This window comes from uncultured Ruegeria sp. (assembly GCF_947504215.1).
Taxonomy (GTDB): Bacteria; Pseudomonadota; Alphaproteobacteria; order Rhodobacterales; family Rhodobacteraceae; genus Ruegeria.
On sequence record NZ_CANNGO010000001.1, the window covers coordinates 877,643 to 890,934 of the forward strand.

Here is a 13,292-nt window from a genome sequence, read left to right on the forward strand (position 1 = left end):
CTGGCAACAAAGCCGTCGTCGGTCAGATCTCTTCGACTGACATCACACCTTCCAGCGACTTCAGCGCACCTTTGATCTGTGGATTGATGGGGAAATCCTGACCCAGGTCCAGTTCAACATCACCGGGCAATCCTGGATCCAGCAAACAAAGCTGGATTGGGCCTTTGGCCGCGCTGCGTGCGGCGCTGGCGGCGTCTTCCAACACTTTGGCGAGCGTTGGCACCGCCTGAGCCTGATCCACGAAAATCCGAAGACCGGTGGCGCCTGCGTCAGCAACAACCGAATCAATTGGTCCAACTGAGCGCCCCAGCAGTTTGAGCTGATCGGCCTCCATCGTTGCCTCAGCGGTCAGCACGACCTGCGCACCGGTTTCCAAAAACTCGCGCGATTTTTCCAGAGTTTCGGAAAACAGAGTGACCTCGTAAGCACCGCTTGGGTCAGACAATTGCGCAAAGGCAAAGCGGTTACCCCGGGCGGATTTCCGTTCCTGACGCCCCGCAACCACTCCCGCCATCTTTGCGATCAACGGGCCGGATCGCGCCTTTTCCATCACCTCGTCCAAGGTCAGAACCTGTTTGCGTTTCAACGCCGGCATGTAGTCATCCAGGGGATGGCCAGACAGGTAGAAGCCAATTGCCTTGAACTCTTCGCTCAGGCGCTCGGCCGGTAACCAATCTGGCGTCGGCGACAGGCGCGGTTCGGGCAAATCATCACCCGCCTCACCAAACAGCGACACCTGGTTCGAATTCTTCTGTTCGTGAATAGCCGCCGAATACTGTACCAACGGATCGAGGCTATCGAATACACGGCGACGGTTTTTGTCGAGTTCGTCGAATGCCCCTGCCCGCGCCAACATCTCAAGCGGACGTTTACCAACTTTCTTAAGATCGACCCGGCGGGCAAAGTCGAAAAGATTGACGAATGGCTTCGCACCGCGTCCTTCAATCACAAGGTTCATCGCCTCGACACCCACATTCTTGAGCGCGCCCAGCGCATAGACCAAATGCCCTTCATTGACGTCAAACGTTGCCTGTGACCGGTTCACACAAGGTGGCACATATGGCAGTTCCAGCCCTTTGCGGACCTCTTCGAAATACACAGCCAGTTTGTCGGTCAGATGGATATCACAATTCATGACACCCGCCATGAACTCGACCGGGTGGTTGGCTTTCAGCCAGCCTGTTTGATAACTGACGACGGCATAGGCTGCGGCATGGGATTTGTTGAAGCCGTAATTGGCGAACTTGTCGAGCAGGTTCCAAACCTCGGTCGCCTTGGCTTCATCCACGTCGTTTTCAGCCGCACCTTTGAGGAATTTGGGCCGTTCGGCGTCCATCGCCTCCTGGATTTTCTTACCCATTGCGCGGCGCAACAAGTCCGCGCCGCCTAGGCTGTAACCCGCCATTTCCTGAGCGATCTGCATCACCTGTTCCTGATAGACGATAATGCCCTGGGTCTCGTCCAGGATGTGGTCGATGGACGGGTGCAGCGTGTCCCGCTCGCTCAGCTTGTTCTTGACCTCGCAGAACTTGGGGATGTTCTCCATCGGGCCGGGACGGTAGAGCGCGACGAGGGCAATGATGTCTTCGATACAGTCCGGCTTCATGCGCTTGAGCGCATCCATCATGCCGCTGGATTCCACCTGAAACACTGCCACCGTCTTGGCGGCGGAATAGAGTTTGTATGTCGCTTCGTCATCCAGCGGGATGGCGTTGATCTGGTTTACCGCCCCTTCAGCGGGCTCATAAAGCTCGGTGCCGTCAGGGGCGATGTGCAAATCGCGCCCGGACTTGAAGATCAGATCCATCGCATTCTGGATCACAGTCAGCGTCTTCAAACCAAGAAAGTCGAACTTCACCAGCCCGGCCTGCTCCACCCATTTCATATTGAACTGGGTCGCGGGCATATCGGAGCGCGGATCCTGATACAGCGGCACCAGCGCGTCCAGAGGGCGGTCCCCGATCACAACACCTGCCGCGTGGGTCGAAGCGTTCCGCAACAACCCTTCAACCTGTTGGCCGTAGGTGAGCAAGCGGTCGACGACCTCTTCATTGCGGGCCTCCTCGCGCAGGCGGGGTTCGTCTTTCAGTGCTTTTTCGATGGAGACGGGTTTCACACCCTCGACAGGGATCATCTTGGACAGGCGATCCACCTGACCGTAGGGCATTTGCAGGACCCGCCCGATATCGCGCACGGCAGCCTTGGACAGCAACGCACCAAAGGTTATGATCTGCCCTACCCTGTCGCGCCCGTATTTTTGCTGCACGTAACGGATCACCTCTTCCCTGCGGTCCATGCAGAAGTCGATGTCGAAGTCTGGCATCGAGACACGCTCGGGGTTCAGGAAACGTTCGAACAGGAGCGAATAGCGCAGCGGGTCAAGGTCCGTAATCGTTAGCGCATAGGCCACCAGAGAGCCCGCGCCAGAGCCTCGCCCCGGACCAACAGGAATATCCTGATCCTTAGACCATTGGATGAAATCCGCGACGATCAGGAAATAGCCAGGAAAGCCCATGCCTTCGATGATATCGAGTTCGAAATCCAGCCGTTCCTGATATTCCTCAGGCGTCACCGCATGCGGGATCACGGCAAGGCGTTTTTGCAAACCCTCATTGGCGATGCGGCGCAGTTCGGCGACCTCATCATCCGCGAATTTAGGCAAGATCGGATCGCGGCGATAGGCCATGAAGGCGCAGCGTTTGGCGATCTCTATCGTGTTCTCGATAGCTTCAGGCAGGTCCGCAAACAACGTGACCATTTCCTGCTGCGACTTAAAATAATGCTGCGCGGTCAGGCGGCGGCGACCGGCCTGCTGGTCCACGTAAGCCCCTTCAGAAATGCAGATCAGCGCGTCATGCGCCTCATACATGCCCGAGGTGGGGAAATAGACGTCATTTGTGGCCACCAGTGGTAAGTTCTTTGCATAGGCCATCTCGACATGACCGCGTTCAGTCAAGCGTTCGGCCTCGGGCTGACCATCCTCGCCGGGGTGACGTTGCAACTCAACGTAAAGCCGGTCCGGGAACATCGACGCCAACTGATCCACCAAGGCTTCGGCTGCTGGGCGCTGACCTTGTTGCAGCAGCCGTCCCACCGGCCCGTCCGGCCCGCCGGACAGGCAGATAAGGCCGTCGGAACGTTCTGCCAGTTCCTCCAAAGTGACTTGCGGCAACTGACCGCCCTTGTCCACGTAGAGGCAGGAACTGAGTTTCATCAGGTTCTCATACCCAACCTCAGACTGGGCCAGCAGCACCAGCGGTGCCGGGATCTTGGGCTTTTCACCGGGTTGCGCTTGCACATAGGTCAGGTCAACCTGGCATCCCATGATCGGCTGGACACCTGCATCACTGGCGGACACCGAAAACTCCAATGCCGAGAACATGCTGTTGGTGTCGGTCACCGCGACCGCCGGCATGTCCATCTTCTCGCAAAGACCCGGCAGCTTTTTCAGCCGTACGGCGCCTTCCAGCAGGGAATATTCGGTGTGAACGCGGAGGTGAATGAATCGGGGAATACTGCTCATACCACGCAAGCTATCGCAGCCGGCGGTCGCGCAAAAGCCGGAACCTTAACCACCAACTGTCAAAAAAATCATCGTTGATTATTCGGCTTTTTCAGAAGGTGCTTCGCAAGGCGGCGCCGACCCCCAGCATAAAATACTTTAATTCCAAACAATTAAACACTACACACACACGACGATCTTACGCTGCATTGATGGAATGGTGCATATTACAGGTAGTTTTTCTTGCCAGATCACGCACGCTGTTTCTAACATCTTATGGCAAGCTACCAGCCCGCCACTCTTTCTACGTCGCATCGAAGGAGGGCACCGAGGGGCGCAACCGGGTAACGCGACGGGTTTCACGAATGAACATCACGTTTCTTCTGAACGGAGAGACAGTGGAGCTGGCGGATGTCAATCCGACAGCGACCTTGCTGGACTGGCTGCGCGAAGATCGCGGCCTCACCGGCACCAAGGAGGGCTGCAACGAAGGCGATTGCGGGGCCTGCACCGTCATGGTGACAGATGAGGGTGGCGCGAAAGCTCTGAATTCCTGTATTCTGTTTCTGCCTCAGTTGCATGGAAGGGCCGTGCGCACCGTCGAAGGGGCCAGCGGCCCACTTGGCGAGGCGCACCCGGTTCAACAGGCGATGGTCGACCTGCACGGGTCGCAATGCGGATTCTGCACGCCTGGTTTCGTGATGTCGATGGTTTCCAGCCACATCAATGGCGCCACGGATCACGACACCCAACTTGCGGGCAACCTATGCCGCTGCACGGGATACGCGCCGATCATTCGCGCCGCCGAAGCCGTAGAAAAGCACCCCGTACCGGTTTGGGTGAAAGACACGCCCGTAACAACGCAGGTGACTTCTTCCCTGCTGCCCGGATCGTCGGACGAACTGGCCCGGATCTACGCGCAATACCCGGACGCGACCCTGGTCGCCGGTGCGACCGATGTGGGCCTGTGGGTCACCAAGCAGCTACGCGATCTGGATGCGGTAATTTTCCTGAATGGCTGTGACGATCTGAAAGAAATCGCCATCACAGAGGACGAAATCCGGTTTGGGGCCATGGTCGATATGAACCGGATGGGTGAGGCGTTGGCGGATCTGCATCCGTCTTACGCTGAGATGATCCGCCGCTATGCCAGTGTACAGGTGCGCCACGCTGCTACCCTAGGTGGCAACATCGCCAACGGATCCCCCATCGGAGACAACCCGCCTGCGCTGATTGCGCTGAGTGCTGCCGTCCATTTACGTAAGGGCGACGTGCGACGTTCGATCCCGATGGAAAGCTTCTTCATCGACTATGGCAAGCAGGACCGCGCGCCCGGCGAATTCGTCGAAGCCATCAGCTTCCCGCGTCAGACAGACCGGTTGAAATGCTACAAACTGAGCAAACGGTTCGATCAGGATATCTCGGCGGTGTGTGGATGTTTCAAGATTTCGGTCGTGGACGGTGTCGTTGCCGACGCACGGATCGCCTTTGGCGGCATGGCGGGCATTCCAAAACGGGCTGCATGTGTCGAGGCCGCGCTGGTCGGAGAGCCCTGGACCCTTGAAACCATCCGGGCCGCTATCCCCGCCTTTGCCGACGACTTTACCCCGATGACGGACATGCGCGCCTCGGCACTCTATCGGCTTGAAACGGCCAAGGCATTGCTTGAACGCTATTTCCTTGAGGATCAGGGCGAAGCGACCAATGTGCTGGAGGTGTCGGCATGAGCGTGACCAAACCCCTCCCCCACGACGCGGCGCCGCTGCATGTGTCTGGCACTGCCCGCTATGTGGATGACATCCCAACGCCCAAGGGAACGTTGCATCTGGCCTTTGGCCTCAGCTCGATTGCCAAGGGTACGATCAAGACCATGGATCTGTCTGCAGTGAAGACGGCAGACGGCGTTTTGATGGTGATGACAGCAGAAGACCTTCCGTTTGCCAACGATGTCTCCCCTTCTATCCATGATGAACCCCTGCTTTCCAACGGCACCGTTCACTACATCGGTCAGCCTGTTTTCCTTGTGGTCGCGACCAGCCATCTAGCCGCGCGCAAAGCCGCAAGATTAGGCAAGATCGACTATGCCGAAGAGACGCCGATCCTGACAGTGGAAGAGGCATTGGCCGCCGACAGTCGGTTCGAAGATGGCCCACGCATCTATGCCAAGGGTGATGCTGAGGCCGCCATTTCAGCCGCGACCCATGTGATCGAGGGCACGTTCGAGATTGGTGGCCAGGAGCATTTCTATCTGGAGGGTCAGGCAGCGTTGGCCGTGCCTAATGAGGGAGCGGATATGCTGGTGCACAGCTCGACCCAGCACCCGACTGAGATTCAGCACAAAGTTGCGGATGCGTTGGGCGTTCCCATGCACGCGGTCCGTGTCGAGACCCGCCGCATGGGCGGAGGGTTTGGCGGCAAGGAAAGCCAGGGCAACGCCTTGGCCGTGTCCTGCGCGATCGCGGCGCGTGCGACCGGTAAGGCTTGCAAGATGCGCTACGATCGGGATGACGATATGATCATCACCGGCAAGCGCCATGCGTTCCGCATTTCGTACCGCGCCGGGTTTGACGAGCACGGTCATATTCAGGGGGTTTCTTTCCTGCACTACGCGATCTGCGGCTGGGCGCAGGACCTGTCTTTGCCAGTCGCGGATCGGGCCATGCTGCATTCGGACAATGCCTATCTGCTTCCGAATGCGCGGATCGAGAGCCATCGGCTTAAGACAAACACGCAATCCGCCACCGCTTATCGCGGGTTCGGCGGTCCGCAGGGCATGGTCGGCATCGAACGCGTCATGGACCACGCGGCCCATGAACTGAAGCTTGACCCGGTCGAGTTGCGGCAACGGAACTACTATGAGCCTGCGCATGCGGTTGCCGACCTCGCGCCAACACCGAAGCCACTGGGGCACCCTGATCCGCACGAAGATCTGACCAGCCGCGGCGCGGTGGAAATTGCGCCGCCAAACACGCCGGTCCGCCCGGTACCTGAAGGCGGTAACACGACGCCCTACGGCATGGAAGTTAGTGACTTTGAATTGCATGGCATGACGACCGCCCTGCTGGCCTCCAGCGACTACGCAGCGCGTAAAGCGGCCATCGCACAATGGAACGCCAAGAATTCCGTGATCAAGAAAGGCATTGCGTTTTCTCCGGTCAAGTTTGGTATTTCTTTCACGCTGACACATCTAAATCAGGCGGGTGCGCTGGTGCATGTCTATCAGGATGGCTCGGTCCATCTGAACCATGGCGGCACCGAGATGGGTCAAGGGCTATTCCAGAAAGTGGCGCAGGTTGCGGCGTCGCGTTTTCGCATCCCTTTGGAGATGGTGAAGATCACCGCAACTGATACGGCCAAGGTGCCGAATACCTCGGCCACGGCGGCATCGTCCGGTAGTGACTTGAACGGGATGGCGGTCAAAGCCGCCTGCGATACGATCCGGGACCGCATGGCGGACTATCTGGCCGAACGCCATCAGGCCGATCCGTCAAGCGTTCGTTTCACCGACGGTCATGTGGAAGTTGGCGAGGAGCGCTACAGTTTTGCCGAGGCAGCGGCGCTTGCCTATCAGGGGCGAGTCAGCCTGTCCGCAACCGGGTTCTACAAAACCCCCAGGATCGAATGGGACCGCATCAAGGGGCACGGTCGGCCCTTCTTTTACTTCGCTTACGGAGCCTCGGTCACAGAGGTTGCGGTGGATATCCTGACAGGCGAAAACCGCATCCTGCGCACGGATATCCTGCATGATGCAGGCGCGTCGCTGAACCCTGCATTGGATATCGGGCAGATAGAAGGTGGCTACGTACAGGGCGCGGGCTGGTTGACGACGGAAGAACTGATCTGGGACGACAAGGGCAACCTTCGTACCCACGCGCCGTCGACTTACAAGATCCCGGCCTGTTCTGACCGGCCCGACGTATTCAACGTGGCGCTCTGGGACGCGGAGAACCGAGAGGACACGATCTATCGGTCCAAGGCGGTGGGTGAACCGCCGTTCATGCTGGGCATATCGGCATGGCTGGCGCTGTCGAATGCGGTGGCAGCCTGCGGCACTCGCTATCCGGCGCTGGACGCCCCCGCCACGGCTGAACAGGTCTGGCACGGCGTCCAACGGGTAAGGGGAGATACCTGATGGGATTTGATCGGGAGGCTTTGAGGGAGGCGGTCATTAACCACGGCATCGTGGTCCGCGTTGTGGTCGCCGGGATCAAGGGATCGTCCCCCCGCGAGGTTGGGGCTTCGATGCTTGTTTGGAAGACGGGTCAAAGCGGGACAATCGGCGGCGGCACTTTGGAATTTCAGGCAGCTGAGGCGGCGCGGTTGCAGACTGCGAAGTCCCGCCTGACTCAACACGCGCTTGGGCCAGATATGGGACAATGCTGCGGAGGGGCGGTGACGCTGCTCAGCGAGAGCTATGACCGAGCAGCTGTAGACTGCCTGGACGACGCCATTATTGCTCGTTCGGTATCTTGTGGTGAGATGCCTTTGTCGGTGAAGCGCTTGCTGGCAAAGGCCCGTGGACAGGGTGCGCAGCCAGATCCGCAACTCATCGATGGCTGGATGGTAGAGCCGGTGCATAACCCAACTCGTCATCTTTGGATCTGGGGCGCTGGCCACGTTGGTCGCGCGTTGGTTGATGTTCTGGCACCTCTCCCTGATCTGGCCATTACCTGGGTTGACACCGGACCAGAGCGATTTCCCGAAATGGTACCAGCGGGCGTAACCACCGTGCCCGCGGCGAAACCCGCCGAGCTTGTCCGCCACGCCCCGCACGATGCCGAACATCTTGTGCTGACTTATTCACACAATCTAGACCTAGAACTGTGCAACAGGCTGCTTTTGCACGATTTCCGCTTTGCGGGACTGATTGGGTCGGCTACGAAATGGGCACGGTTTCGGTCGCGACTGGCGGCCCTTGGGCATTCGCCTGAGCGGATCGGGCGGATCACCTGCCCAATTGGTGACCCATCACTGGGTAAGCACCCGCAGATGATCGCCATTGGTGTCGCGGCGCAGATCCTGCGCCCAGCCCGGCAGAACGAACTGAAGAAGGACCTGAGCGCGTGACCACTCCACTTCTGAGCCTGCAAGGGCTGACCAAAGCCTACCCCGGCGTCGTGGCCAATGATCAGGTGTCCTTTGACATCGGTGAGGGAGAGGTTCACGCCTTGTTGGGCGAAAACGGCGCGGGCAAATCCACGCTCGTTAAGATGATCTATGGCTTGGTGAAACCCGACAGCGGCACAATGCTGCTGCGGGGGCAGTCCTTTACACCATCCGAGCCCCGCGCAGCGCGCGCCGATGGGATCGCGATGGTGTTCCAGCATTTCTCACTGTTTGACGCGCTGAACGTGGCCGAAAACATTGCGTTGGGGATGGAGAACCCACCTGCGATGGGGGATTTGGCCTCGCGCATCCGGGAGGTATCCGAGACCTATGGCCTGCCGCTGGACCCGTTTCGAACTGTTGGTGACCTGTCAGCCGGTGAGCGGCAGCGGGTCGAGATCATTCGCTGCCTGCTGCAAGACCCAAAGCTGCTGATCATGGACGAACCGACCTCGGTTCTGACGCCGCAAGAGGTTGAGATTCTGTTCGAGACCCTGAACAAGTTGCGGTCCGAGGGGACCTCGATCCTGTATATCTCGCATAAGCTGGAAGAGATCCGGACGCTGTGTGACCACGCCACGATCCTGCGTTTAGGCAAGAACGTCGGCGAATGTGTTCCGTCTGAGACCTCGGCGCGCGATATGGCCGAGATGATGGTCGGATCGACCTTGCAGACACCAGAGCGCAGCGGGCGTGAGTTTGGCGATGTCGCACTGGATGTCAGCGGCTTGTCGGTGCCGTCGCCCTCAGAATTCGGCACCGCACTGCGGAATGTGCATATGACGGTACGCAAAGGTGAGGTTCTGGGCATCGGCGGGGTCGCCGGAAACGGCCAAGACGAATTGCTGGGCGTGCTGTCAGGTGAAATTCCGACCGCAGCTGATGCCATTAAATTCGCCGGTCAGCCTATTGGCAAGCTTGGACCCACCGCGCGGCGCAAGCTGGGCGTCCTGACCGCGCCAGAGGAGCGGCTGGGCCATGCCGCGGCGCCTGACATGAGCCTGACCGAGAACGCATTGCTGACCGGATCGGTCCGCGAAGGGCTGGAAAACAACGGTTTCCTGAAGTGGGCCGAAACCCAAAGCTTTGCCGAGAAGATCATCAACGCGTTCGACGTTCGCACACCCGGCCCCGAGAACGCGGCGCGGTCCTTGTCGGGCGGAAACCTGCAGAAATTCGTCATCGGGCGAGAGGTTTTGCAAGATCCCGACGTGCTGGTGGTGAACCAACCAACCTGGGGCGTGGATGCGGCCGCGGCGGCCGCGATCCGACAGGCCATTCTAGATCTGGCCGCAAAAGGCACCGCGGTTGTGTGCATCAGTCAGGACCTGGATGAGCTCATGGAAATCTCAGACAGCTTTGCCGCGCTGAACGAAGGGCGGTTAAGCGCTCCGCGCGAGACGACCGGTCTGACCGTGGAAGAGATTGGCCTGATGATGGGCGGCGCACATGGCATGGAGGTTGCTCATGTGTGAGCCGCAGAATCGCCTTCGGCGAGAGTATTTACAAAAAGATGAAGAACGCGGGGGGATGAGCGTGTGATTGTGTTGGAGAAGCGGCCTCAGCCGTCCAAGGCGTGGTCCTATGCGACCCCTTTGGTGGCTGTGCTGGCAACGATGGTGTTCGGGGGCATCTTGTTCACCATTCTGGGCAAGAACCCGATCGAAGCCATTGGCACCATTTTTTGGGAGCCTCTGTTTGGCGAATTTGCGTTCTACTATCGTCCGCAATTGCTGGTGAAAGGCGCGCCATTGGTGCTGATTGCGATCGGCCTGTCGCTGGGCTTTCGCGCCGGCATCTGGAACATCGGTGCCGAAGGGCAATACATCATGGGTGCAATCTTTGGGGCGGGGGCCGGTCTGGCGTTTTATCCAATTGATGCGTTCTATGTTTTCCCGATCATGGTGCTGGCCGGGGCCTTTGGTGGCTGGCTTTGGGCATCTATTCCGGCCTTTTTGAAAGTGCGGTTTGGCACCAACGAAATCCTCGTCTCGCTGATGTTGGTTTATGTGGCTGAGCAGATGCTGGCCTCAGTCTCACTGGGGTTACTGAAGAACCCCGAGGGTTTTGGCTTTCCCGGCTCGCGCAACCTGCAATCCTACGACGCTGCCCATAACGCCGAGCTGATCTCCGGATCTGGCATGCATTGGGGTGTTGTGACCGCGTTGATTGCCGTGATCTTTGCCTATGTTCTGCTGAACCGGCACATGTTGGGGTTTCACATCCGCCTTACGGGTGAGGCTCCGCGCGCCGCTAAATTTGCTGGTGTGAACCCGGCCCGCTTGATCCTGTTTTGCCTCGGCCTTTCCGGCGCGCTGGCCGGGTTGGCCGGTATGTTCGAGGTCTCTGGCCCCTCTGGTGTGGTCAGCATCGATTTCAACGTCGGCTATGGTTTCACCGCGATCATCGTGGCGTTTCTGGGCCGTCTACATCCGGTGGGTATCCTGCTAGCCGGTGGGCTGATGGCGCTGACCTATATTGGCGGTGAAATTGCACAATCCCAATTGGGTTTGCCGGCCGCCGCCATTCAGGTGTTCCAGGGGATGCTTCTGTTCTTCCTCTTGGCCTTTGATCTTTTGACCAATTACCGCATCCGTGCGGCCCGTAGCGAGGTAGCCTGAGCCATGGATCTAGGTGAAATCAATCCCGTTCTTCTGGTCGCCTCGTTGATGGTGGCTGCAACCCCGCTGCTGCTGGCCGCCATCGGCGAGCTGGTGGTCGAGAAAGCTGGTGTGCTGAATCTCGGTGTCGAAGGCATGATGATCGTTGGCGCGATCAGCGGTTTTGCGACATCCGTCGAAACCGGCTCGCCCTGGCTGGGATTCCTTGCAGCAGCGGTCGGCGGCGCCGTGTTGTCGTTGCTGTTCGTTCTGCTAACTCAGGTTGCGTTGGCCAATCAGGTGGCCAGCGGGTTGGCCCTTACGTTGTTCGGGTTGGGATTCAGCGCCCTTCTTGGGCAAGGCTACGTTGGGGTAAAACCGCCAAGTATGGGTGAAATTCATATCCCGGTGATCAGCGATATCCCGGTGATCGGACCAATCCTGTTCCAGCATGATCCGATCCTTTACGTTGGCATCGCCCTAACCGCCGCAGTCTGGGCCGTTCTCAAATACACGCGCGCCGGCCTTGTGCTACGCGCGGTGGGCGAAAACCACGATGCCGCCCATGCTCTGGGATACAAAGTTATCAAGATCCGTATTATGGCGATCATGTTTGGCGGCGCCTGCGCTGGCTTGGGCGGCGCTTACATCAGCCTGATCCGAGTGCCGCAGTGGACCGAGGGTATGACGGCCGGTGTCGGCTGGATCGCGCTGGCACTGGTTGTCTTTGCCAGTTGGAAACCATGGCGCGCGCTTTTGGGTGCTTATTTGTTTGGCGGAATCACGGTCTTGCAGCTTAATCTGCAGGCAGCGGGCGTTGCCATTCCCGTCGAGTATCTGGCAATGTCACCCTATATCATCACGATCCTTGTGCTTGTGATCCTTTCGGCCGACAAGAGCAGCGCACCTGCCTCACTGGGCCGGATTTTCCACGCCTCGCATTAGACGGGGCCAATCGAACCAACTTGGGGAGTAACTACATGAAATTCAAATCACTTCTGGCAAGCGCCGCCATGGCGCTGGGTCTGGCCTCGGGTGCCATGGCCGAAGACAAAACCAAGGTCGGCTTTGTCTATGTCGGTCCTGTCGGCGATGGCGGCTGGACCTATGAGCATAACAAAGGTCGCCTGGCCGTCGAGGAACATTTCGGCGACAAGGTTGAGACGGTGTTCGTTGAATCGGTGCCCGAAGGCCCGGATGCAGAACGCGTGATGACTCAGATGGCGCTGGAAGGCGCGGACCTGATCTTTACCACCTCGTTCGGCTATATGGACCCGACCATCAACGTGGCCCAAAAGTTCCCGGACGTGAAGTTCGAGCATGCGACCGGCTACAAAACGGCTGACAATGTATCGGTCTATTCGGCTCGCTTCTATGAAGGCCGTGCCGTTCAGGGGCATATCGCCGGTAAAATGACCGAGTCGAACATCATCGGTTACATCGGTTCCTATCCGATCCCCGAAGTGATCCGTGGCATCAACTCGGCCTACATCCACGCCAAAAAGGTGAACCCGGATGTCGAGTTCAAAATCATCTGGGCTTACACGTGGTTCGACCCGGCAAAAGAGGCTGATGCAGCTTCGGTTCTGATCGAACAGGGCGCGGACGTGATCCTGCAGCACACCGACTCGACGGCACCGCAAGCGGCTGCGCAAGAGGCCGGCAACGTGATCACCTTTGGTCAGGCCTCGGACATGAGCGAATACGCTCCGATGCCGCGCGTCAGCTCGATCATCGACAACTGGGCCCCCTACTATATCGCGCGCACGCAGGCCGTGATGGATGGCAGCTGGGCAACGGCGAACACCTGGGACGGTATCGGCCCGGGTATGGTCGAGATTGGCGAAATCTCGGACGCGGTTCCAGCGGATATCAAAGAAGAAGCGCTGGCGATGACTGCGGCGCTTGCTGACGGTAGCTATCACCCATTCACCGGCCCGCTGAAAAAGCAGGACGGTAGTGACTGGCTGGCGGACGGTGAAACCGCAGATGATGGCACATTGGCGGGCATGAACTTTTACGTTGAAGGGCTGGAAGGCGAAATCCCGCAGTAAAGCCGCCAAAAGCGCTAAACTAAGAATGCC

At 58.8% G+C, this 13,292-nt stretch carries 8 protein-coding genes; 7 read left to right on the forward strand and 1 reads right to left on the reverse strand.

The window, feature by feature from the left end; all coding sequences use genetic code 11:
* Positions 1 to 22: 22 nt before the first annotated feature.
* Positions 23 to 3,523 (reverse strand): DNA polymerase III subunit alpha, encoded by a 3,501-nt coding sequence (gene dnaE, locus Q1B21_RS04320; RefSeq protein ID WP_299886316.1) that lies wholly within the window; start codon positions 3,521 to 3,523, stop codon positions 23 to 25.
* Between the two features lie 344 nt (positions 3,524 to 3,867).
* On the opposite strand from dnaE, the gene xdhA reads away from it, so the two are divergent.
* The 7 genes from xdhA (at position 3,868) to Q1B21_RS04355 (ending at position 13,262) form a co-directional block, all read left to right on the forward strand.
* Complete coding sequence (gene xdhA, locus Q1B21_RS04325) at positions 3,868 to 5,229, forward strand: xanthine dehydrogenase small subunit (RefSeq protein WP_299886319.1); 1,362 nt, start codon at positions 3,868 to 3,870, stop codon at positions 5,227 to 5,229.
* The gene (xdhB, locus tag Q1B21_RS04330; RefSeq protein ID WP_299886322.1) at positions 5,226 to 7,634 is read left to right on the forward strand and encodes a xanthine dehydrogenase molybdopterin binding subunit; all 2,409 of its coding nucleotides are present in this window, start codon (positions 5,226 to 5,228) and stop codon (positions 7,632 to 7,634) included. Before xdhA ends, xdhB begins: the two co-directional genes overlap by 4 nt.
* Entirely contained in the window at positions 7,634 to 8,569 is a 936-nt protein-coding gene (xdhC, locus tag Q1B21_RS04335; protein ID WP_299886324.1) for a xanthine dehydrogenase accessory protein XdhC, read from the forward strand. Before xdhB ends, xdhC begins: the two co-directional genes overlap by 1 nt.
* On the forward strand, positions 8,566 to 10,083 hold the full coding sequence (locus Q1B21_RS04340) for an ABC transporter ATP-binding protein (protein WP_298933714.1): 1,518 nt from the start codon (positions 8,566 to 8,568) through the stop codon (positions 10,081 to 10,083). The genes xdhC and Q1B21_RS04340 overlap by 4 nt, the downstream gene beginning before the upstream one ends.
* Positions 10,084 to 10,146: 63 nt before the next feature.
* Positions 10,147 to 11,229 (forward strand): ABC transporter permease, encoded by a 1,083-nt coding sequence (locus tag Q1B21_RS04345; RefSeq protein WP_299077149.1) that lies wholly within the window; start codon positions 10,147 to 10,149, stop codon positions 11,227 to 11,229.
* Between the two features lie 3 nt (positions 11,230 to 11,232).
* Positions 11,233 to 12,153, forward strand: coding sequence for an ABC transporter permease (locus Q1B21_RS04350; protein WP_298933719.1), 921 nt, complete (start codon positions 11,233 to 11,235; stop codon positions 12,151 to 12,153).
* A gap of 35 nt (positions 12,154 to 12,188) precedes the next feature.
* Complete coding sequence (locus Q1B21_RS04355; RefSeq protein WP_299886329.1) at positions 12,189 to 13,262, forward strand: BMP family ABC transporter substrate-binding protein; 1,074 nt, start codon at positions 12,189 to 12,191, stop codon at positions 13,260 to 13,262.
* Positions 13,263 to 13,292 lie beyond the last annotated feature (30 nt).

Coding starts and splice junctions, on each gene's coding strand:
- dnaE (WP_299886316.1), bottom strand. CDS start 3,523: ATGAGCAGTATTCCCCGATTCATTCACCTCCGCGTTCACACCGAATAT.
- xdhA (WP_299886319.1), top strand. CDS start 3,868: ATGAACATCACGTTTCTTCTGAACGGAGAGACAGTGGAGCTGGCGGAT.
- Q1B21_RS04350 (WP_298933719.1), top strand. CDS start 11,233: ATGGATCTAGGTGAAATCAATCCCGTTCTTCTGGTCGCCTCGTTGATG.
- xdhC (WP_299886324.1), top strand. CDS start 7,634: ATGGGATTTGATCGGGAGGCTTTGAGGGAGGCGGTCATTAACCACGGC.
- Q1B21_RS04355 (WP_299886329.1), top strand. CDS start 12,189: ATGAAATTCAAATCACTTCTGGCAAGCGCCGCCATGGCGCTGGGTCTG.
- xdhB (WP_299886322.1), top strand. CDS start 5,226: ATGAGCGTGACCAAACCCCTCCCCCACGACGCGGCGCCGCTGCATGTG.